Genomic DNA, 22,180 nt, shown 5'->3' on the forward strand with positions numbered 1-22,180 from the left:
TACCGAGAGATTGGCCAGCGCACTATGAATGATCTGGACATGGACTTCCTGCTCGGCGCCGAGGACGACGACGGTTCTCCCCGGCGCCGGCCCCCTGGCAGCCGGACCCAGCAGCGGCGCAGCCGCAGACGCCGCAAGAAACAGCGGCGCAAGGGCAGGGTCGCCACGCTGTTCGCCGTTGTGATCATCGTCGGGGTCCTCGGGAGCCTCGGCTACTTCGGATTCACCTGGGCGCGCAGCGTGATGATCGCCAAGGACTACACCGGGGAGGGGCGCGGCGAGGTCGTCGTCGAGATCGAGGAGGGCGCGAGCGCCACCGACGTCGCCCAGATGCTGGAGGACGAGGGCGTCGTGGCCAGCGCGCGGGCGTTCGTCAACGCCATCGGCGCGGCCGGGAAGAGTTCCTCGCTCCAGCCGGGCCAGTACGAGATGCGCAAGGGCATGTCCGCCGCCTCGGCCCTGGCCCTCCTCGACCCCAAGAACCGGATGCTCAACCGGCTGACCATCCGCGAGGGGCTGCGGCTCAGCAAGATCTACGAGGAGCTGTCCACCGCCACGGGCAAGCCGGTCGAGGACTTCAAGAAGGCCGCTCGCACCGACATCGGGCTTCCCTCGTACGCGAAGGGCCGCCTGGAGGGCTACGCGTTCCCTGCGACGTACGAGATCAGCAGCAAGCTCACCCCGCAGCAGATCCTCACCAAGATGGTCGACCGGTTCAACCAGACCGCCGACCGGATCGACCTGGAGGGCCAGGCGAAGCAGCTCGGCTTCACCGCCAAGCAGATCATCGTCATCGCCAGCATCGTCCAGGCGGAGTCCGGCAGCGCCGAGGACATGCCGAAGGTCGCCAGGGTCATCTACAACCGGCTGACCTCCAACCCCCAGATGAAGCTGGGCATGGACAGCACGGTCATGTACGGCCTGAACAAGTACGGCATCGCGGCCTCGCACGCCGACCTGGAGAGCACCTCGCGATACAACACCTACAAGTACTTCGGCCTGCCGCCGGGCCCGATCAGCAACCCCGGCGACCACGCCATCGAGGCCGCGCTGCACCCGGCCGACGGCAACTGGCTGTACTTCGTGACGGTCGACCCCAAGCGGGGCATCACCAAGTTCACCGACAAGGAGTCGGAGTTCTGGAAGCTCCGCGACGAGTTCAACAGGAACAACAAGTGACCGTGCCCGCCCAGGGGACCGGCCGCCGGGCCGCCGTCCTCGGTTCCCCGATCGCTCACTCGCTGTCCCCCGTCCTGCACCGGGCGGCGTACGCGGCGATGGGCCTGGACGACTGGCGCTACGACGCGATCGAGTGCGCCGAGGACGGGCTCGCCGACCTGATCGCCGGCCTGGGCGCCGAGTGGGCCGGGCTGTCGCTCACGATGCCGCTCAAGCGCGCCGTGCTCCCCCTGCTCGACAGCGTCTCCGACCTCGCGCTGGCGGTCGGCGGCGCCAACACGGTGGTGTTCCGCGACGGCGGGCGGCACGGGGACAACACCGACGTGTACGGCATAGTCTGGGCGCTCGCCGAAGCGGGGGTGCCCGCGCCGGCCTCCGCGGTCGTCCTCGGCGGCGGCGCCACGGCCGCCTCGGCCGTCGCCGCCCTGCGCGAGACGGGACTGGCGGAGGTCACGCTCGTCGTGCGCGACCCGGCCCGCGCCGGGGAGACCCTGCGGGTCGCCGAGCGCCTCGGCACGGCGGTGACAGTGCGCTCCTTCGACGACTTCGACCCCGCGGCCGACCTGGTCGTCTCCACGCTGCCGTCCGGCGCGGCCGACGCGCTGGCCGGACGGGTCGCGGCCCGCCTGCCCGAGAAGGCGGCGCTGTTCGACGTCGTCTACGCGCCCTGGCCGACCCCGCTGGCCTCGGCCGTACGCGCGCGGGGGCGCACCGTGGTCGGCGGCTTCCCCATGCTGCTGCACCAGGCGGTGCGGCAGGTCGAGCTGATGACCGGGCGCGCGGACGTGCCGGTCGAGGCGATGCGCGCCGCCGGCGAGGCCGAGATCGCGCGGCGCGCGGCCTCCTGAGCGGCGCAGGTTTCCGACCGGCGCCGGGTTTCCGGCAGCACCGGATTCCTGGCAGGGACGGGGTTTCCGGCAGCACGGGCGGCCCCGGAATACGACGAGGCATGTTCGGGTTTGTGGTAGCGTAGGAACTCGATCGGTCCGGCATGAGCTGGACGCGCAAGCGGAGGTCCTCCTCCCACCTGCATCGCCGAAAGGCGGACGGGTCAAGGATCACACCGGAGTTTTCGGCAGGAGAGCTCAGTGACCCCGCATGCGTGACGTGCGGGGTTTTGTTTTGCCCCGCGCGGTCGAGACAAGCGGAAGTCTTTTGGAGGTCCCATCAGCACCGAGCCCCGCATCAACGACCGTATTCGCGTGCCCGAGGTGCGCCTCGTCGGCCCGAACGGCGAACAGGTCGGCATCGTCTCCATCGGCGACGCGCTGAAGCTGGCCCAGGAGAGCGATCTCGACCTGGTGGAGGTCGCGGCCACGGCCCGCCCGCCCGTCTGCAAGCTCATGGACTACGGCAAGTTCAAATACGAGTCGGCCATGAAGGCGCGCGAGGCCCGCCGCAACCAGGCGCACACGATCATCAAGGAGATCAAGCTCCGGCCGAAGATCGACCCGCACGACTACGAGACCAAGAAGGGTCACGTCGTGCGCTTCCTGAAGGCGGGAGACAAGGTCAAGGTCACGATCATGTTCCGGGGCCGCGAGCAGTCCCGGCCAGAGCTGGGCTTCAGGCTCCTGCAGCGCCTCGCCGAGGATGTCACCGACCTGGGGTTCGTCGAGTCGCAGCCGAAGCAGGACGGCCGCAACATGATCATGGTGATCGGGCCGCACAAGAAGAAGGCCGAGGCGAAGGCCGAGAAGGCCGCCGCCAAGGCCCGTGACGCCGGCCAGCCGGAGGCGGAGCCCGCCGAGGAGCAGGCCGCGCAGCCGCAGTGACGCCCGCCTGAACCACCAGGCGGGGCGCCGCAGACGTACACGGATACCGAGACCGGGGCGGTCTCGCGGAGTAAGGCAGGCCGCCGGCCCGGGTCACCGGCCCGGGCCGTCGGCACGGACGAAAGAGGAGAGACGGCTGAGATGCCGAAGATGAAGACGCACAGCGGTGCGAAGAAGCGGTTCCGGCTCACCGGATCCGGCAAGGTTGTCCGCCGCCGCGCCAACCGGCAGCACCTGTTCGAGCACAAGCCGTCCACTCGCACGCGCCGTCTCGAGGGTGTCGTCGTCATGTCCGACGCCGACACCAAGAAGATCAAGAAGCTGCTCGCGAAGTAACGACCCGGGGAGATAGAACAACATGGCACGCGTGAAGCGGGCGCTCAACGCCAAGAAGAAGCGCCGGGTCGTTCTCGAGCGGGCGAGTGGTTACCGCGGGCAGCGGTCGCGGCTCTACCGCAAGGCCAAGGAGCAGATGCTCCACTCGATGACCTATGCGTACCGGGACCGCAAGGACAAGAAGGGCACGTTCCGCCGGCTGTGGATCCAGCGGATCAACGCCGCGGCCCGCGCCAACGGCATCACCTACAACCGGTTCATCCAGGGCCTGCGCCTGGCCGGCATCGAGGTGGACCGCAAGATCCTCGCGGACCTCGCGGTGAACGACGCCCAGACCTTCGCCACGCTGGTCGAGTCCGCCAAGAAGGCGCTCCCGTCCGACGTGAACGCGCCGGTCGCCTGACACCTGCGCACAGACGAGGGCCCGCCGCCTGCGGTGGGCCCTCATCCACGTCAAGGGGGAACAAGCGGGCATGGCGGAGCTCACCAACATCAAGTCGCCGCGCGTCAAGGCGGCCCGCAGGCTGACCAAGCGCGCCTTCCGGGACCGCGATCGCGCGTTCCTGGCGGAGGGGCCGCAGGCGGTCCGCGAGGCCCTGGCGCTCAAGGACGTCACGGTCGAACTGTTCACGACCGTCGAGGCGGAGACGCGGCACGCCGACATCGTGGCCGCCGCCGTCGCGGCGAAAGTGCCCGTCCACCGCGCGAGCGGCGAGGTCATGTCGGAGCTGACCCAGACGGTCACCCCGCAGGGCCTGCTGGCCGTGTGCCGGTTCGTGCACGTCCCGCTGGACGAGGCGGTGCCGCGGGGGGCCCGGCTCGTGGCGATCCTCGCCCACGTGCGCGATCCCGGCAACGCGGGCACGGTCCTGCGTACGGCCGACGCCGCGGGCGCAGACTCGGTCGTGTTCACCGACGCCTCGGTGGACCCGTACAACGGCAAATGCGTCAGGGCCAGCGCGGGGAGCCTGTTTCACCTGCCCGTCGTGACCGGCACGTCCGTCGCGGACGCCGTACGGCACGCGCGGGAGGCGGGGCTGCGTGTGCTCGCGGCCGACGGCGCGGGCACGCGGACCCTGGACGAGGTCGCACTGGACGCGCCGACCGCCTGGCTGTTCGGGAACGAGGCGTGGGGGCTACCGCCGGAACTCCTCGCGCTGGCCGACGAGGTGGTGCGCGTGCCGATTTACGGGCGCGCGGAAAGCCTCAATCTCGCCACCGCGGCGGCGGTCTGCCTGTACGCCTCGGCACGCGTTCAGCGGCAGACCTTACATTCCGTGGAAGATCCCACTACCCCCGCGCTCTGAGGCTGCTGCCGGGCCCGGGAAACCCGCTATTGTCGGCGAAGGAGTCGCGCAGGAGGCGGCGGCGCGCGCAGTTCCGGAGCTCGAGGAGGCGGTCTCGTGCGAGGTGACGACACCCCCGGCGGCGCCCTTGAGCGGGACGCCGGAGGGCGGGCGCACATCGATGTCGACGACCTTCCCGACGGCCTCGTCGCCGCCGACGCCGACGGCGTGATCCTGATGGTCAACCGGGCCGCCGAGCGGCTGACCGGGGTGACCCGGGAGGCGGCGGTGGGCAGGCTCATCGGCGACGTGCTGCCGCTGCGTGACCAGGACGGCCGCGACTGGTGGAAGTGGCTCGACCCGCAGGGCGGCCTGTCCGTCCGCAGCCGCCAGCCGGAACGGCCGCTGCACCTGCCCGGTCGCCAGGAGATGCTCGTCGCCGCGCGGTTCGTCCGCGAGCCGCGGCGCGGCGGACGCGTGGAGCGCGTCGTGATCACGCTGCGGGACGCCTCGGCGCGCGCCAGGATCGAGCGCAGCCGCGCCGACCTGGTCTCGACCGTGGCCCACGAGCTGCGCTCGCCGCTGACCAGCGTCAAGGGGTTCACCGCGACGCTGCTGACCAAGTGGGAGCGCTTCACCGACGCCCAGAAGCGCGTCATGCTGGAGACGGTGAACGCGGACGCCGACCGCGTGACGCGGCTGATCACCGAACTGCTCGACGTGTCGCGCATCGAGTCGGGCCGGCTGGAGATCCACCGCCAGATCGTGGACGTGCCGGCCCGGGCCCGCAAGGTCGTCGCCGGCCGGGTGGCGGCGGGGGAGCCGGAGGACCGCTTCCGGCTCGAGGTTCTCGGCGAACTACCCGAGATGTGGCTCGACCAGGACAAGATTGACCAGATTCTCGCGAACCTGGTGGAAAACGCGGTGCGCCACGGACGCGGTACGGTGACCATAGTGGTGGAGCCGGTCGAATGGGGAGTGGCGGTGTCGGTGCGGGACCAGGGTGAGGGCGTGGCGCCCGAGCTGGTCGGCCGTGTCTTCCGCCAGTTCTGGCGGGGCAACGGCCGCCGCCGCGGGGGGACCGGCCTCGGCCTGTTCATCGTCAAGGGGCTCGTCGAGGCCCACGGCGGCACGATCAGCGTGCAGCGCGCGCCCGGCGGCGGCGCGGAGTTCCGATTTACCTTGCCCACCGGCACCCCTGACTTCGCCTGAGCCTTTTCCACAGGCTCCCCGAGCGGAGGACGGCCCGGTGGGCTGATCGGAGGGGTGCCGTGACCGGCAAGACTTGCCCGGACGGAGCGGTGTCCAGAGTGGTGCATCGCAAGGCGGAGGAGGAGTCGATAACAGCGTTATCGGCGACGACGACAACGCAGCGAGGTGCCGCTCTGGGCGACGCGACGGGGCAAGGATTGACGGGAGGGGCACTAGACTCGTTGCCGCTGAGCGCAGGGCGCTCGCAGGCCCCTGGATACGGAGCTCTCTCTTGTCGAACACCTATGACCCGGTCGAGGTGACGCCGCTGCACGCCGACGAGGTCGCGCGGGCGCAGGCCGACGCTCTCGCCGCCATCGCCGCGGCGCGCGACCTCGACGATCTGAAGCAGGCCAGGCTGACGCACGTGGGCGACCGCTCGCCCATCGCGCTGGCCAACCGTGAGATCGGCGCACTGCCACCCGCCGCGCGCGCCGAGGCGGGCAAGCGGATCGGCGCCGCGCGTAAGGCGATCGGTGAGGCGCTCGCCGCCCGCCAGGCCGAGCTGGAGGCCGAGCGGGACGCGCGGGTCCTCATCGAGGAGACCGTCGACGTCACGCTTCCCTGGGACCGCGCGCCGCGCGGCGCCCGGCACCCGCTGACCACCCTGCAGGAGCGCATCGCCGACGCGTTCGTCGCGATGGGCTACGAGGTGGCCGAGGGACCCGAGCTCGAAGGCGAGTGGTTCAACTTCGACGCGCTGAACATCGCCCCCGACCACCCGGCCAGGTCCGACCACGACACGTTCTTCGTCGAGAGCGTCGACTCCGGGAAGGTGCTGCGCACCCAGACCTCGCCGGTGCAGATCAGGGCCCTGCTGTCGCGCCCGCTGCCGGTGTACGTGGTGTCGCCGGGCAAGACCTTCCGCACCGACGAGCTGGACGCCACGCACACGCCGGTCTTCCATCAGGTCGAGGGCCTGGCGGTCGACAAGGGGCTGACGATGGCCCACCTGAAGGGCACGCTCGACCGGTTCGCCGAGGTGATGTTCGGCCCGGGGATCACCACCCGCTTCCGGCCGCACTACTTCCCGTTCACCGAGCCGTCGGCCGAGCTCGACCTGCGCTGCTTCGTCTGCCGCGGCTCCTCGGCGGTGCCGGGCAACCCGCCCTGCCGCACCTGCAAGTCGGAGGGCTGGATCGAGTGGGGCGGCTGCGGCATGGTCAACCCGCGCGTGCTGCTCGCCTGCGGCGTCGACCCCGCCGTCTACTCCGGGTTCGCCTTCGGCATGGGCGTGGAGCGGACGCTGATGTTCCGCCACAACGCCGAGGACATGCGCGACATGATCGAGGGCGACGTCAGGTTCAGCCTGCCGTTCGGGATGGAGGTCTGATGAAGGTCCCGCTTTCGTGGCTGCGGGAGTACGTGGATCTCCCCCCGGTCACCGCGCAGGAGGTGGCCGACCGGCTCACCGCCGCGAGCCTCAAGCTCGAAGCCATCCATTCCGTCGGGCACGAGATCAAGAACGTCGTGGTCGGCCGCGTCCTCGAGATCGAGGAGCTGACCGGCTTCAAGAAGCCGATCCGGCACTGCAAGGTCGAGGTGGGCGAGGCGACGCCGCGGGAGATCGTGTGCGGCGCGACGAACTTCTCCGAGGGCGCGGTCGTGCCGGTCGCGCTGCCCGGCGCGGTGCTGCCCGGCGGCTTCGAGATCGGCTCTCGTAAGACCTACGGGCGCCTGTCCGACGGCATGATCTGCTCGGAGGCCGAGCTCGGCATCGCCGAGTCCTCGCCCGGCATCCTCCTGCTGCCGGAGGACACCCCGATCGGGGCCGACGTGGTCGAGCTGCTCGGCCTGCGCGACGACGTGCTGGAGCTGGAGATCGGCACCGACCGCGGGTACGCCCTGTCGATCCGCGGCGTGGCCCGCGAGGCGGCGATCGCGTTCGGCGCGCCGTTCCGCGACCCGGCGGCGATCGAGACGCCCGCCGGGGACGGCGAGTCCTGGCCCGCGTCGATCGCCGACCCGACCGCCTGCGACCGGTTCGTGCTGCGCTCGGTCACCGGTTTCGACCCGGCCGCCGAGTCCCCGCTGTGGATGCGGGTGCGGCTGGCCCGCGCCGGCGTGCGCCCGGTCTCGCTGGCCGTCGACATCACCAACTACGTCATGCTGGAGCTCGGCCAGCCCCTGCACGCCTTCGACCGGTCGCGCCTGACCGGCCCGATCGTCGTGCGGCGGGCCCGGCCGGGGGAGAAGCTGGAGACGCTCGACCACGTGGTGCGCACGCTCCACGAGGAGGACATCCTCATCACCGACGACTCGGGCCCGATCTCGATGGCCGGCACGATGGGCGGGCTGCACACGGAGATCTCCGAGACCTCGGCCGAGATCGTCGTCGAGGCGGCGCACTTCTCCGCCACGGGCATCGCCCGCGAGTCGCGGCGGCACAACCTGGTGAGCGAGGCGTCCAAGCGGTTCGAGCGCGGCGTCGACCGTGAGCTGCCCCTGGCCGCGTCGTGGCGTGCCGTCCAGCTCCTGGTGGAGCTGGGCGGGGCCGTCGCGGACCCCGGAGTGACCCACGCGCAGGTGGAGGTCTCGCCGGTGCGGATCACGATCCCGTCCGGTCACCCCACCCGGGTGGCCGGAGTGGAGTACGACCGGGAGACCGTGATCCGCAGGCTGGAGCAGATCGGCTGTGCGGTGACGGAGGGCGCCGCCCCCGCGGCCACGGCCGGGCACGGCGTCGCGGCCACCGGCGTGCTCTCCTCCGGCGACCTCGCCGACGCGCTGGCCGTCCACGGCGACGACCTGCTCACGGTCACGCCGCCGAGCTGGCGGCCGGACCTCAACGACCCCAACGACCTCGCCGAGGAGGTCATCCGGCTGGAGGGGTACGACCGCATCCCTTCGGTGCTGCCGCCCGCTCCGGCCGGGGGCGGGCTGACGGAGGAGCAGCGGCTGCGCCGCCGGGTGGGCCGGGCATTGGCCCACGCGGGGTACGTGGAGGTGCTCGCCTACCCCTTCATCGGGCCGCGCGACCTCGACAACCTGCTGCTGCCCGAGCAGGACCCCCGCAGGCGTGCGACCCGGTTGGTCAACCCGCTCAGCGAGGACGAGCCGTACATGCGCACGACCCTGCTGCCGGGACTGCTGAAGACCCTGGTGCGCAATGTGGGCCGTGGCTTCGCCGACGTGGCGCTGTTCGAGTCCGGGCTGGTCTACCGGCCCGAGCCGGACGCCCCCGCCACCGCGCCGGTCCTCGCGATCGACCGCAGGCCCACGGAGGAGGAGCTGGCCGCGATCGAGACGGCGCTGCCGAGGCAGCCGCTCCGGGTGGCCGTGGTGCTCGCGGGAGAGTTCGAGCGCTCCGGCTGGTGGGGCGAGGGCCGGCAGGCGTCCTGGGCGGACGCCGTCGAGGCGGCCCGCACGGTCGCGCGGGCGGCGGGCGTCGAGCTCGGCGTCCGGGCCGACCAGCACGAGCCGTGGCACCCCGGGCGCTGCGCCGCGCTGACCGTGACCGACCCGGAGACCGGGGAGCAGGTGCCGGCCGGTCACGCCGGCGAGCTGCACCCGCGGGTCGTCGAGGCCTACGGGCTGCCGCCGCGCACCTGCGCGATGGAGTTGGAGCTGTCGCTGCTGACCCCCGCCGGGCCGGCGCAGACGCCCGCCGTGTCCGCCTATCCGGTGGCCACGCAGGACGTCGCGCTGACCGTCTCCGGCTCCACCCCGGTCGCCGAGGTCGAGGCCGCCCTCCGGGCGGGGGCGGGCGAGCTGCTGGAGTCGATCAGGTTGTTCGACGTCTACACGGGCCCGCAGGTGGGTGAGGGCAACAAGTCCCTGGCGTACACGCTGCGGTTCCGGGCTTCCGACCGCACGCTCACGGCCGAGGAGACCACGGCGGCGCGCGACGCCGCCGTCGCCCTCGCCGCCGCGCGCACCGGGGCTCAGCTCCGCGGCGTCTGAGCACGATGCACTCCGGCGGGTGCCGGTCCCGGTGCGCACGCGCATCGGGGCCGGCACCCGCCGCCATGTGCACCCGGAGGAGAGCACGGGTGCGGCCCACGACAGGCAGCGAACGATGCGCGGAGGAGCGGTGCGCCACCTGCTGGTGTTTCCCGAGCGGGACAGCGCGGAGGAGTCCGCCGAGACCGTGGCCGAGTTGTTCCCGGCGCTGGGCGTTCCCACCGTCGTCCGTGAACTGCTCGCGGGGGAGGACGACGCCGAGGACGCCCAGTGGGTGGTCGTCGTGGACGACCCGGACGGCGCCCTCGGACCGGCCGGCCTCGCCCGGCTCGACGCCCTCGCCGAGGAGGGCGAGGGCTGGCGCGAGCCGGGCTGACCGTCGTCCTACGCGCCGTACACCTCGAAGGAGTACAGCGAGTAGCCGTAGCCGGTGGCGCGCTTGACGCCCTGCATCCGCACGTATCGCACGCCGACCGGCGCGAACGTGACGTTGTCCACACCGCCGTCGCCCGTGGTCGTCTGCGCGACGGTGGTCCACGTGGTGCCGTCGGCCGAGGTCTGAATCCGGTACGACGAGCCGTAGGCCGCCTCCCAGCGCAGGATCACGCGTCCCACGGTCTTCGCCGAGCCGAGATCGACCTGAATGTACTGGTTGTCGCTCCACCCGCTGGCCCACCGGCTGCCCGGGTCCCCGTCGACGGCCTTCGCCGCACTGTTGGAGCCCTGGGTGCTGGACGCGCTCGCCGTACGGCCCAGGGCGAGATCGCTCACGTCGTCGCCGCGGTGCGCGGGGAACGAGACGACCTGCTGGAAGGTCGGCCGGTTCTGCCAGGAGATCAGCGCCTGCTTGACGCCGCCGAGAGGCGACTGGCGGATGGCGTCGGCACACCACTGGTCGCCCGCCGAGCAGGAGTCGTCACCCGGGTAGGTCGTCGCCGCCGGTTCGGCCAGCGCCGCCGACAGGCTGTCCAGCAGGACCGTGCGGCAGGCCGCGACGGTGGCGCCGCAGTATTTCGCCGGCAGGGGAGCGGCGACCGGATCGCCCAGCACGGCCCGGATGTCCTTGTCCACGTAGCCCCACCAGCCGTACTGGAATGACGAACCCTTGTGGGGCTGGGCCTCGGTGGCCGAGCCGGGCAGCGTGGAGACGTCGCCCTGCTGGTGCCCGGACGGTGATTCGTTGATCTGCAGCGCGTTGACCAGCGCCTGGTAGAGCCCGCCGCCGAGCCCGGTCCGGAACTGCGCCCGGACCAGCTTCGGCCACCACGCGTCGAAGATCCGGATGGCGTCGGCGTGCGCGTAGGTCTTGCTGCCCTTGGCGGTCTCCTCCCGCTTGGCGCCCGCGGCGGCCCAGGCGGACAGCTTGGAGACGGCCGAGGCGAGGGCGGGGTCGGAGACGGACGCGCTGTTGATCACGCGCAGCAGCTCCGGCAGCACCTTCCACCCGCGCAGGTCGGTCGTCGCGGCCGACGCCATGATCTTCACGACCCCGGCGCGGTCGAGGGTGCCCGCGGACAGGGCCGCCTTCACCGGCACGTCGAGCAGGTCGGCCCGGTGGACCGGGCCGAAGCTGAAGTTGCCGTCGGCCGCGCCGAAGTCCTTTGCCTGCTTGTTGTTCCAGCTCACGAAGTAGTCCTGGTTGACCGCCTGCGGGTGCGCCGAGGGCGGGACGTAGGACGCCGCGTTGGCAGCCGGGTCGAAGCCGATCCACTCGTGTGCGGCGTCGCCCGTCATCGGCAGGTTCGGATCGGACACCGCCGACCGTACGGGGACGTGGCCGGAGGTGTAGTACGCGGCGTCGGAGGAGTTCACGTAGAACCAGTTGAACGCGAAGCCGATTTTCGAGGCCGAGTCGCGGAAGGCGGCGGCCGAGCCCATCTCGGCCGGGTCGTTGAACATCTGGAAGCCGATCGCGGAGTCCGCCTCGTGCTGATAGGTCGAGCGCAGCGTCGTGAACGCCGTCGGCACGCCGCCGACCGTGCCCCGCCAGGTCACCAGGCCATACTTGGTGCGCTTGACGACCAGGTCGTACGACCCGGCGGCGGTGGAGTCGGCCGTGGTGGGCTTCCAGGAGTTGGTCTTCTTCAGCGTCTCCATCGGCGTGCAGGCGCCGTGGTAGAGATAGTGGTCCGACGAGACCGTGGGCGTGCCGCCGCCCGGGTCGCACAGGGTCACCGCGTACGTGTCGGTGATGTCTTCGGCGGCGGAGGTGGCGCTCCAGGCGTAGTCGGTGCCCCGGCCGAGCAGCACGTAGAGGCTCAGCCCGGCGAAGGCCGCTCCGCGTGCGCGGATGCCGGGTCCGGACAGCTCCTCCAGCATGAGCAGCTGCGGCGCGAAGTAGCCGGTCTGCGGGCCGAACACGGCGATCGGATGGCCGCCGGTCGCCTTCCCGGCCGAGACCACGATGGCGTTGGACATGCTGGGCTTGGAGTTGTCGACCGTCAGCCCGGTCAGCGCGCTTCTGACCTGCGTGGTCGCGGACGTCGCGGTGCCGGTCTCGTTGGCCGTGATGTCGACCGGCGCGGTCGTGCCCGCGTCGGGCAGCACCACCCCGGTCGCGCCGGCCGGGGCCGTTCCGGAGGGGAAGCTCTGCCCGTCGTGCAGGGTCAGCACGGTCTCCGGGTCGTTCTGCGCGCGGAAGGCCGCCCAGACCCGGTCGCCCTCGGCGGCGCCGTACTTCGCCCGGGCGGCCACGCGTACGAGGGCGGACTGCATCTCGGCGCCGCCGCCACCGCCGAACAGGCCGCCGATCACGCCGGAGACGGCGATCAGGTCGGTTATCCGGAAGTCCTCCGGGCCGCCCGCGTTCGTGATCGCGTCCAGGTGGCCGGTCAGCACGTACTCGCCGGGGCAGTCGCGGGCGGCCATGCAGTGGTCGATGTACGCGTTGATCCCGGCGACGTAGTTCTGCACGTCTGCGTAGAGCTGGGCGCCCCGGGGTCCGGCGGTCTTCAACCGGTCGACCTGGGCTTGAAGATCGGCTTCGGTGTAGGGGGAGTTGCGCCAGACGCTCTGCTCCAGCTCTCTGTTGCCGGCGGCGCCGCCCGCGAACGGCGTCAGCTCACCCCGGCCGACGTGACGCATGAGGTCCATCAGCCACAGGCGGTCCTGCGCGCCGGCGTACCCGGCGCCGAACATGGTGCCGCCGCGGGTGGTGCCGGTGATGTGCGGGACGCCGGTGGCCTTGTCACGGACGATGGTGACGTCCGACCGCGGGCTCACCGTGCTCTGGACCTGGTCCGCCGGCACGCCGAACGCGCTGTCGTCGAAGAACGCGGAGATCTGCTCGCCGGTCAGGCCGGTGTAGCCCGAGATCAGGTCGGCGTACCTGCCGAGCTGGTCCCTGCTGTGGGCGGGGTAGGTGCCGAGGGCCTGGTTGCCCAGGATGTCCACGAGGGTGGCGTTGCCGTTCTGACCGGGCGGCAGAATGTCCGCGCACTGGCCGAGGCAGTAGTCGTCGGGCGGGTAGTAGGGGGCGGCGGTGACAGGTGCCGCCGGCAGGCCGATCGCGACCAGGGCCAGCGCGGCGGCAGCGGTGATCGCCCGTCGAATGCGCGCGTGCATCGGGGAACTTCCCTTCGCGGTGTCGGGGGGTGAAGGGACCGGTGGTGCCGTTCACGCGCGTGAATGTGAGTAGTGCTCAACTCCGGACGATACGCGCGGGCAATCGGAGGGGCAATGCCCACTTCCCGATGATCGCGTCCGCCCACCTGATCACAGCCGGCGTGCCGGGCGCCGGGAGACCGGGGAGGGCGGCCGCTTCCCGAATTCACCGGAGGCCGTTCCGGCTGTGTCTTCTAGATAAAACCTAGAGAAAAGCCTGATTATCTATATGGTGCAGATCACGTTATCTCCGGGTGGACGTCGATGATTTCGCGCCGGTAGATTCCGGTCGGTTATATGAGTCACCGGTCTGGCGGATGAAATTCTCAGGGCGCTGGAACGGCTGTGTGGGATTTCTCTTTTTCCGGACCGGGATTGCAGGGGGACCAGTGCGCCTTTTTCGCCGTGCGCGTTTCCAGTCGGTGACGGCGTCGCAGGGGCGCGGGTCATCCGGGCGCCTGGCCTCGGCACGACCACGATCTCGGCGTGGCCGATGGCACGCCAGGGTCCAGATGCTGGCCATGGTGGCGGCCCTGCCGGGGATCGTGCAGCTCACGGTCTCTCCCGCCGCGGCGCAGACACTGCGCACGACGCTCGAGGCGCCCGTGTCCTCGGCGGACTCCGCGGCGGAGCCGCCCGTTCAGCTGTCCGGATCCGCCGCGGGGCTGCCGCACCTCGTCGACTCCGCCGCCACCCGGGCGGCGGGCGTGTCCCCGTCACGGGAGAAGGCGGAGCGGCCCTCGGGCGGCCTGCCGCTCGACGAGCGCCACACGACGCCCGGCGAGCCGGCCAAGGGCGGGTTCGCCTCCCCTCCGCCCTTACCGGCGGAGCTGAAACCGTCGCCCGCCCCCTACACCGGGAAGTCCGTGAAGAAGACGGAGCCGGCGAAGGCGGAGACGGCGGTCGCCGCCGCTCTGGAGACCGCGCGGCGCACCAAGTCCCAGGTCCTGGTCGAGAGCGCCACCACCGAGAACTCCCGGACCTACGCCAACGGCAACGGGACGCTGACCACTCAGATCACCGCTTCCGTCAGCACGGACACGTACGTGGAGACGACGGTCTACCAGGACGGGACTTACCAGCTCGGATCCGGTTCCCCGTCCTCCTCCTCGCTCTGGGTCGGCACGAGCGCCAATACGTACGAGATTCCCACCAGCTATGTGCGGGACCGGGCGTTCCTGCGGTTCGATTTGTCGTCCGTTCCCTCGGGCGCCACGGTGACCGCCGCGGAGATGAAGCTGTGGAACTCCTCGTCCAACGCGTGTAGCAGCGTTTCTGTGACGGCCTCCAGGGTGACGTCGTCGTGGTGGTCGGACATCGCCTGGTACGACCAGCCGTCGGCGGAGCGGTCGGGCGTTTCCGGGGTGAACGTCTCCCCGTCGTCCTGCGGCAGCTCCAATCCCAAGGCGATGAAATGGGACGTCACCACGATGACGAAAGGGTGGGTCTCCGGCAGCTACGGCAACTACGGAGTGCGGCTGACCGGCCCGGAGGGGACGAGCAGCCAGACGCGGACCTTCGCGTCGGTCGAATCGTCCAGAGACCCGGAGCTGACCGTCACCTACCAGCCGCCGAACACCGCGCCCACGGTGGCGGCCCCGCAGGTCGCTCCCACGGTGACGGCGGAGACGGGCGGGGTGGTGACCTCGCTGACGCCGGTGCTGTCGGCCGTGCTGTCGGACGCGGACGGCAACAGCCTCAGCGGGGAGTTCCAGGTGCAGGTGGGCACCTCCCTGGTGTGGAACGGCACCGCCAGCGGGGTCGCCGCGGGCGGCAAGGCGACGGTGGCCGTACCGGCGGGCAAGCTGTCGGACGGGCAGACGATCCAGTACCGGGCGCGGGCCTACGACGGCGCGGCCTACTCCGCGTGGTCGGACTGGCAGACGGCGCGGGTGACGGACATGCCGCTGGACACCGTCTCGTTCCAGCAGTTCACCCCGGCGGACAACACCCAGTCCGGGTCGCTCACCCCGGCCCTGTCCGCCTACGCGCGGACGCCCGGTGAGGCGGCGACGTCGTACTGGTACCAGGTCTGCGCCGGCCCCAAGGACGACTGGACCTGGTGCGAGTCGTCGACGTGGGTGAAGGGCGCGTGGACGGTCCCGTCCGGCAAGCTGAAGTGGGGCAAGACCTACTGGTGGTACGCGCAGGCGGCGACCAGCGCGGCCACCGCGACGTCGTCGTGGCGCAGCTTCACCACCGTCCCGGAGCAGGACTCGATCAACGCCCTGCTGGCCGCGGGCACGGGCGGCCGTGAATTCGACCATGTCACCGGCAACTACACCCACACCGAGACCGACCTCACGGTCGCCACGGTGGGGCCGCCGCTGTCGGTGGTGCGCACCTACAACAGCCTGGACCCGCGCACCGACGGCGCGTTCGGGGCGGGCTGGACCACTCGGTGGGACACCAGGCTGGAGAACGAGCCGCTCAGGTCCACTGTCCTGATCACCTACCCGGACGGGCGGCAGTGGCGGTTCGCCGAGAAGGGCGACGGCACCTACGCGTCTCCCGCGGGCACCTACGCCACGCTGGCCACCCAGAGCGGGGGCGGGTGGCGGCTGATGGACAAGGAGTCCACCTCTTACTGGTTCGATTCCGCGGGAAGGCTGGTCAAGGTCACCGACAGCCGGGGGCGCACGCAGACCCTTCAGTACGGCGGTGACGGCAAGCTGTCCAAGGTCGTCGCGACGGGCGGCAGGTCGCTCACCTTCACCTGGAGCGGGGGGCACGTGACCGGTGTGGTCTCCGACGCGGTGGACGGCGCCCCGATCACCTGGACCTACGCCTATGACGGGGACTATCTCGTCAAGGTCTGCCCGCCGGCGCCGGCCGGCGCCTGTGCCCGCTACGAGTACGGCGACCGCTCCCAGTACCGCAGTTCGGTCATCGACGGCAGGCCCGTCGGATACTGGCGGCTGAACGAGACCGGCACCGGCGTCGGCAGCGTGATCGCCAACGCGATGAAGTCGATCTCCGGCGTCGACGACGCGAAGATCGCCGGGAGCACCGCGGACGCCGCCGGCGGCACGCAGGCCCCGCTGGACGGCTCGTCCGACACCGCGATGACCTTCAAGGGCGCGACCGGCTCGGCGTACGTCTCCCTGCCGGCCGGAGTGATCAACGGGCTCGGCGGCGACACCACGATCGAGGCGTGGTTCAAGACGACCGGCTCGGGCACCATCCTCGGCTACCAGAACTCCGCGACCGACGCGCCGAGCGTGTACACGCCGGCGATCTACGTGGGCACCGACGGCAGACTCCGCGGCCAGTTCTGGACCGGGACCGTCGCTCCGATCACCTCCGCCACGGCCGTCAACGACGGAAACTGGCACCACGTGGCGCTGTCGGGCGCCAGGACCACCCAGACCCTCTACCTGGACGGCCAGCAGGTGGGCACCCTGGCCCAGCAGATCTCGCACCTGGGCCAGTGGGACACCCGGATCGGGTACGGCTTCGGCTCCTCCTCCTGGCCGGGCACCGTGAGCTCCAGCCGGCCCTTCCCCTTCGCCGGCTCGATCGACGAGGTCGCCGTCTACAACAAGCCGCTGCGCCAGGAGCAGATCCGCACCCACTACCGCACCCGGCAGGTCCGGCACCAGCTCACGAAGATCACTAAGGCGTCGGGCCGTGTCGGTGCGGTGAACACCTACGCCGCCGACGGCGGACGCCTGCTGACCCACACCGACGCGAACGGCGGCCTGTGGAAGCTGTCGTCCCCCGCGTACGCGAAGGACTCCACCGGGGCGTCCCTGGCCACGATCACCGTGACCGACCCGCACAACGGCGCGCTCACGTACGTCAGCGACGCCTCGCGTGGCGACAGGCTCGTCTCCTCCGCCGACCAGCTCGGCAAGAAGACGACGTTCGACTACGACACCGGCGGGTTCCTCGCCAAGGTCACCGACCCGAACGGCAACGTCCGGCAGTCGGTCAACGACGGGCGCGGGAACGTGCTGGCGAAGACCGTCTGCAGGACGGCAGGCTCGTGCGGCACGGAGTATCGCACCTACCACGTGAACGGGGACGACCTGTTCGATCCCCGTAACGATCAGCCGGTCGAGATCCGCGAGGCCCGCTCGTCGGGCCCCGCCGACGACACCTACCTCACGAGAGTCGAGTACGACGAGCACGGTGACAGGATCAAGCTGACCGGGCCGCCGACCCCCGGATTCCCCGCGGGGCGGTCGGCGAGCTGGACGTACACCGACGGCACCGAGGCGGCCGTGGGCGGCGGCACGACCCCGGCCGGGCTGCTCAAGACGCAGACCGACCGCAAGGGCAACACGACCACTCTCGCCTACACCTCGGCCGGCGACCTCGCGACGACGACGCAGGCGTCCGGGCTGGTCATGAAGTTCACCCATGACTCCGTCGGCAGGGTGACGGCCACGACGAAGATCTCGTCGGCGGTCCCCGGCGGGGTGACCACCTCGTACGGCTACGACCCGGTCGGGCGGCTGGTCCGCACCACCGGGGCCGGCGTCAGGAACGAGGTCACCGGGACGACCCACACCAGCGAGCAGCGCACGACCTACGACGCCGACGGGAACAAGCTGACCGAGGTGTCGGCGGACCTCACCGGCGGCGACCCCGCACGGACGACCACCTACACCTACGACGACTATGGGCGCGTCGAGACCGTCACCGGGCCCGAGGGCGGCGTCAAGCGGTACGCCTACGACCACAAGGGCCGCAAGACGAGTTTCACCGACGAGCGCGGCAGCGTCTATCACTACGCCTACACCGCCCGCGACGAGCTCGCGACCACGACCTTGGCCGGCTGGACCGGCAGCCCGGTGGCCCCGGCCGCCGCCGCGGACGTCGTCGTCGAGTCCCTCGCCTACGACCCGGCGGGAAGGCTGGCGAGCAGGACCGACGCCATGGGCCGGACCACGGCGTTCACCTACTACGCGGACGACAGCCAGGCCCAGAAGATCGCCAAGAGTGCCCGGCTCAACGGGGCCGCGACCGGCGCCGACGTGGTGCTCGAAGAGGACGTCTACGACGCGGCCGGCAACCTGACCAGACAGGTCACCGACGGCGGCCTCGCCCGGGTCGACGCGACCTACGACGCGGCCGGCCGGCTGGTCTCCAAGACCCTCGACCCCGCGAAGCTGGCCCGCACGACCACTTACAAGTACGACGCCAACGACAACATCACCGAGATCGGCCAGAACGCGGCCGGAGCGGACCGTACGGAGGTCACCGAGTTCGAGTACGACAAGCTCGACAAGCCGGTGCGCAAGACGGTCCGGGGCGACGACGAGGACCTGGTGACCACCTACGCGGTCGACGACCGCGGCCTGACCGTGGGCATCACCGATCCTCGCGGCAACCGGCCCGGGGCGGACGCGGACGACTACACGACGACCATCCGCTATGACGTGGCCGAGCGGGCGGTGGAAGCCGCCTACCCGCCCGTCATGGTGGAACGCGGCGGCGCGACGCCGGCCCGCACCCGGCCCACGGCCAAGATGGGCTACGACACCGGCGGGGAGCTCACGAACGTCGTGGACCCGGAGGGCCGTGCCTCGCTCGCGACGTACGACAGGGCGGGACGGCTGACCTCCGCGTCCAAGCCCACCTACGCGCCACCGGGAGGAACGGCGATCACCCCGGTCGTCAGGTACGGCTATGACGCGGCCGGGCAGCAGGTCAGCGCCACCGACGAGCGCGGTCAGGTCACCACGGCGGTGTTCGACGGACTCGGCCGCCGTGTGCGGGTCACCGATCCGAAGGCCGGCTCCGCGGCCGCCGGTGAATGGACCTACGCCTACGACCTGGCGGGAGAGCTGCTGTCGACGATCGACCCGACGGGCGCGCGCACCGAGTCGACCTACGACGACCTGGGACGTGAGATCACCAAGACGGTCATCGAGCGGCGGCCGAGCGCGGCCGTCTACGTCACGCGGCTGGAGTACGACGCCGGCGGCCGGGTCGTCAGGCAGACCCGCCCCGCCGGGGACGTCCTGACGCGCGAATACGACGCGGCGGGCGCCGTCACGGCCGAGACCGACGCGGTGGGCAACACCAGCACCTTCGCCTACGACCTCGCCGGGCGACCGGCCAAGGCGACGACGCCCACCGGAACGAGCACGGTCAACGAGTACGACCGGGCGGGCCGCAAGGTGGCGATCAAGGAGCTTTCCCCCTCCGGGGACCTGCTCCGCACCCAGGCGCTCGGCTACGACGCCGTGGGCAACCTGATCAGCCAGACCACGCCCGAAGGCCACGTCACCCGCCAGGTCTATGACGCGGGCAACCGCCTTGTCGAGCTCGAAGAGCCGGTCTCCGCCGACGAGACGATCACCACCCGTTTCGGCTACGACGCGATCGGATCGCGCACCCGGGTCACCGACGGGCGCGGAAACTCCACAATTTCCACCTACAACGCACTCAACCTGGTCGAGTCGGTCATCGAACCCTCGACCGCCGCACACTCAGGCGCGGCGGACCGCACCTGGACCACGATGTACGACGGCGCCGGCAACCCGGTCACGGAGATCGCGCCCGGAGGCGTGCGGATCACCCGCACATTCGACGAGCTGAACCGGCTCACGAAGCAGACCGGCACCGGCGCCGAGGCGGCCACCGCCGACAAGACCTTCGGCTACGACCTGGCGGGCCACCTGACCAGCGCCGGCGACCTCGCGTTCGCCTACAACGACCGCGGTCTGCTGCTCAAGGTGACGGGTACGGGCGGCGACCTCAACGCCTACGGCTACGACGCCAACGGCCGGTTGACCCAGCGCCTCGGGGCGACCGGGACGGCGTCCTTCTCCTGGGACGGCGACGACCGGCTCACCCAGACCACCGACCCGGTGAGCGGGACGACGGTCGGGTACGGGTACGACCGCGCCTCACGGCTCACCAGCCTGGGCTACGGCGAGGGCGGCGCGAGCCGTACCTTCTCCTACGACCCCCTGAACCGGCTGATCAAGGACGAGCTGAAGTCGGGCTCGGGAGGCGGGATCGCGACCACCGAGTACGGCTACGACCGCGACGACAACATGGTCTCCAAGACCACCAGCGGCACGGCCGGCGCGGGCGCCAACACCTACACCTACGACTGGGCCGGGCGGCTCACCTCCTGGACCGCGCCGGACGGGAAGACCACGGACTACGGCTGGGACGCGGCCGGCAACCGGATCCGGGCCGGTGACGCCACCTACACCTACGACGAGCGCAACCGCCTCGTCTCCGGGGGCGGCAGCACCTACACCTACACCGCCCGGGGCACGCTCGCGGAGAAGAACACCGACGGCCGCGTCTCGATCACCAAGTTCGACGCCTTCGACCGGCTGGTGCAGGACGAGGACGTTCAGTACGGCTACGACGCGCTGGACCGGATGACCACCCGTGCCAAGGGCCAGGACACCGAACGCCTCACCTACGACGGGCTGACCGGCAACCTGCTGACGATCACCGGCGCCGACGGCGCCACGAAGCAGGCGTTCGGGCGCGACGCCCTGGGCAACCTGCTCGGCGTCTCCGGCGCCGCCGGGCCCGCGCTGGCCCTGACCGACCTGCACGGCGACCTCGTCGGCACCTTCGCCGCCCAGGGGACGAGCCTGGCGGACTCCGCCGCCTACGACCCCTTCGGACAGGTCGTCGCCCAGGCAGGAACCAGGCATGATCTGGGCTACCAGGGCGGCTACACCGATCCGGGCACCGGGAAGGTCGGCATGGCGGCCCGCTGGTACCAGCCCGGCAGCGGCACCTTCGCCTCGCGCGACACCGCGACTCTGGACCCGGTTCCCTCCGTCCGGGCCAACCGCTACACCTACGGCGATGCCACGCCCCTCACCAGGGCCGACCCCACCGGGCACTCCAGTGTCGAGGTCTGCCTCGCCGGCTACGCCTGCGGCGGATACGTGTGCAGCGGCGACACCTGCTACATGACCGACGCCGCCTGGAACTGGTGGATCAACTACATCTACTCGCCCGAATACCTGGCCACGCAGCCGAAGTTCACCGACGAGCGGGCCAAGGAACTCGGCGTCATGCCGAACGGCTACGAGGCGCCCAAGGGCTATTGGGATATGTCAGCGGTACGCCGGGACGCCTACATGACGGCGTACGACCCGAGGCTCGACGACAGCCAGCTCGACCTGATGTACAAAATCGTCAAGAACGTCAAGATCTCCAAGGACGGGAAGGTCGACCTGGCGGCGCTGCTGCCCGCGGGCAAGGACGAGGGCTTCATGACCAGGCTCAAAGCGGCCTTCTCCAAGAAGGGGTGGCAGGAGGTCAGGAGCGCGTTCTGCAAGGTGGTCACCGGCATGGGCTGCAGTCAGCTCGAGTCGGGCGCCAAATGGGTATGGGACAAGTTCAAGACCGGCCTCGCCAAGGCGGCCGAAGTTCTGATACGGACCTTCGTGTCAGTGGGCACCGGGGTGTTGAAGTTCTATGGCACCGTCGAGATAAAGGAGCTCGACGGAATGCTTGTGGAATGGGCGATGGGGTCCTTCCATAGTCCCTGTAAGGCTGCTTCGGGCCTGTTCGTCTGCGGGGGCCTGCCCGACTATCTGTTCCCGAGTGGCCGCATCGGTTACACCATCGGAGATGTGTTCCTGACCAAGCTGCCCGAGAGTGTCGCTTTGGATGCCAAGCACCGGGACCTGCTGCACCACGAATATCATCACGCTCAGCAGTGGCATTACTACGCGGATATGACGGGCGCATGGTACGCCTTCGCTATCCTCTACTTCCTGGAAGGCTCCGATCCCTGCGGGAACAAGTTCGAGCAGCAGGCCGGATGGAAGGAGGGAGGCTACACGCAATGTTAGGGGGCCGATTCCTCCCCGCCGTCGCGGCCACCTTCACGCTTATGGCCGTGCTCGC

General features: G+C 70.8%; 12 protein-coding genes. 11 read left to right on the forward strand and 1 reads right to left on the reverse strand.

The window, feature by feature from the left end; all coding sequences use genetic code 11:
• Positions 1-24 precede the first annotated feature (24 nt).
• The 10 genes from mltG (at position 25) to AB0O28_RS15485 (ending at position 10,106) form a co-directional block, all read left to right on the forward strand.
• Positions 25-1,179: an endolytic transglycosylase MltG gene (mltG, locus tag AB0O28_RS15440; protein ID WP_363640402.1), complete on the forward strand. Its 1,155-nt coding sequence runs from the start codon at positions 25-27 to the stop codon at positions 1,177-1,179.
• Entirely contained in the window at positions 1,176-2,027 is an 852-nt protein-coding gene (locus tag AB0O28_RS15445; protein ID WP_363640404.1) for a shikimate dehydrogenase, read from the forward strand. The genes mltG and AB0O28_RS15445 overlap by 4 nt, the downstream gene beginning before the upstream one ends.
• Positions 2,028-2,345: 318 nt before the next feature.
• Positions 2,346-2,954, forward strand: a complete 609-nt coding sequence (gene infC / locus AB0O28_RS15450) for a translation initiation factor IF-3 (RefSeq protein WP_363640473.1) — start codon at positions 2,346-2,348, stop codon at positions 2,952-2,954.
• A 141-nt stretch (positions 2,955-3,095) separates the two neighbouring features.
• Positions 3,096-3,290 (forward strand): 50S ribosomal protein L35, encoded by a 195-nt coding sequence (gene rpmI, locus AB0O28_RS15455; protein ID WP_030504936.1) that lies wholly within the window; start codon positions 3,096-3,098, stop codon positions 3,288-3,290.
• Positions 3,291-3,312: 22 nt separating this feature from the next.
• On the forward strand, positions 3,313-3,693 hold the full coding sequence (gene rplT, locus AB0O28_RS15460; RefSeq protein WP_169983106.1) for a 50S ribosomal protein L20: 381 nt from the start codon (positions 3,313-3,315) through the stop codon (positions 3,691-3,693).
• A 70-nt stretch (positions 3,694-3,763) separates the two neighbouring features.
• Positions 3,764-4,597, forward strand: a complete 834-nt coding sequence (locus AB0O28_RS15465; RefSeq protein ID WP_363640407.1) for an RNA methyltransferase — start codon at positions 3,764-3,766, stop codon at positions 4,595-4,597.
• A 156-nt stretch (positions 4,598-4,753) separates the two neighbouring features.
• Positions 4,754-5,788 (forward strand): ATP-binding protein, encoded by a 1,035-nt coding sequence (locus AB0O28_RS15470; RefSeq protein ID WP_363640475.1) that lies wholly within the window; start codon positions 4,754-4,756, stop codon positions 5,786-5,788.
• A gap of 271 nt (positions 5,789-6,059) precedes the next feature.
• Positions 6,060-7,160: a phenylalanine--tRNA ligase subunit alpha gene (pheS, locus tag AB0O28_RS15475; RefSeq protein ID WP_363640409.1), complete on the forward strand. Its 1,101-nt coding sequence runs from the start codon at positions 6,060-6,062 to the stop codon at positions 7,158-7,160.
• Positions 7,160-9,730 (forward strand): phenylalanine--tRNA ligase subunit beta, encoded by a 2,571-nt coding sequence (locus AB0O28_RS15480; RefSeq protein WP_363640411.1) that lies wholly within the window; start codon positions 7,160-7,162, stop codon positions 9,728-9,730. The genes pheS and AB0O28_RS15480 overlap by 1 nt, the downstream gene beginning before the upstream one ends.
• 19 nt (positions 9,731-9,749) lie before the next feature.
• Positions 9,750-10,106: a hypothetical protein gene (locus AB0O28_RS15485; protein ID WP_363640413.1), complete on the forward strand. Its 357-nt coding sequence runs from the start codon at positions 9,750-9,752 to the stop codon at positions 10,104-10,106.
• Between the two features lie 8 nt (positions 10,107-10,114).
• On the opposite strand, the gene AB0O28_RS15490 is transcribed toward AB0O28_RS15485, so the two are convergent.
• Positions 10,115-13,294 carry a penicillin acylase family protein gene (locus AB0O28_RS15490; RefSeq protein ID WP_363640415.1) on the reverse strand — a complete coding sequence of 1,060 codons (3,180 nt, stop codon included), beginning with the start codon at positions 13,292-13,294 and terminating at the stop codon, positions 10,115-10,117.
• A gap of 551 nt (positions 13,295-13,845) precedes the next feature.
• Between AB0O28_RS15490 and AB0O28_RS15495 the strand changes: the two genes are divergently transcribed.
• A complete protein-coding gene (locus tag AB0O28_RS15495; protein WP_363640417.1) occupies positions 13,846-22,125 on the forward strand; it encodes a DNRLRE domain-containing protein in 8,280 nt (2,759 codons plus the stop codon).
• Positions 22,126-22,180 lie beyond the last annotated feature (55 nt).

Source organism: Microbispora sp. NPDC088329 (genome assembly GCF_040685655.1).
Lineage (GTDB): Bacteria > Actinomycetota > Actinomycetes > Streptosporangiales > Streptosporangiaceae > Microbispora.

Bases quoted from the DNA above. Each gene is read 5' to 3' on its own strand.
- mltG (WP_363640402.1), top strand. From the start codon at position 25: ATGAATGATCTGGACATGGACTTCCTGCTCGGCGCCGAGGACGACGAC.
- AB0O28_RS15480 (WP_363640411.1), top strand. From the start codon at position 7,160: ATGAAGGTCCCGCTTTCGTGGCTGCGGGAGTACGTGGATCTCCCCCCG.
- AB0O28_RS15490 (WP_363640415.1), bottom strand. From the start codon at position 13,294: ATGCACGCGCGCATTCGACGGGCGATCACCGCTGCCGCCGCGCTGGCC.
- AB0O28_RS15495 (WP_363640417.1), top strand. From the start codon at position 13,846: ATGCTGGCCATGGTGGCGGCCCTGCCGGGGATCGTGCAGCTCACGGTC.
- AB0O28_RS15465 (WP_363640407.1), top strand. From the start codon at position 3,764: ATGGCGGAGCTCACCAACATCAAGTCGCCGCGCGTCAAGGCGGCCCGC.
- rplT (WP_169983106.1), top strand. From the start codon at position 3,313: ATGGCACGCGTGAAGCGGGCGCTCAACGCCAAGAAGAAGCGCCGGGTC.
- rpmI (WP_030504936.1), top strand. From the start codon at position 3,096: ATGCCGAAGATGAAGACGCACAGCGGTGCGAAGAAGCGGTTCCGGCTC.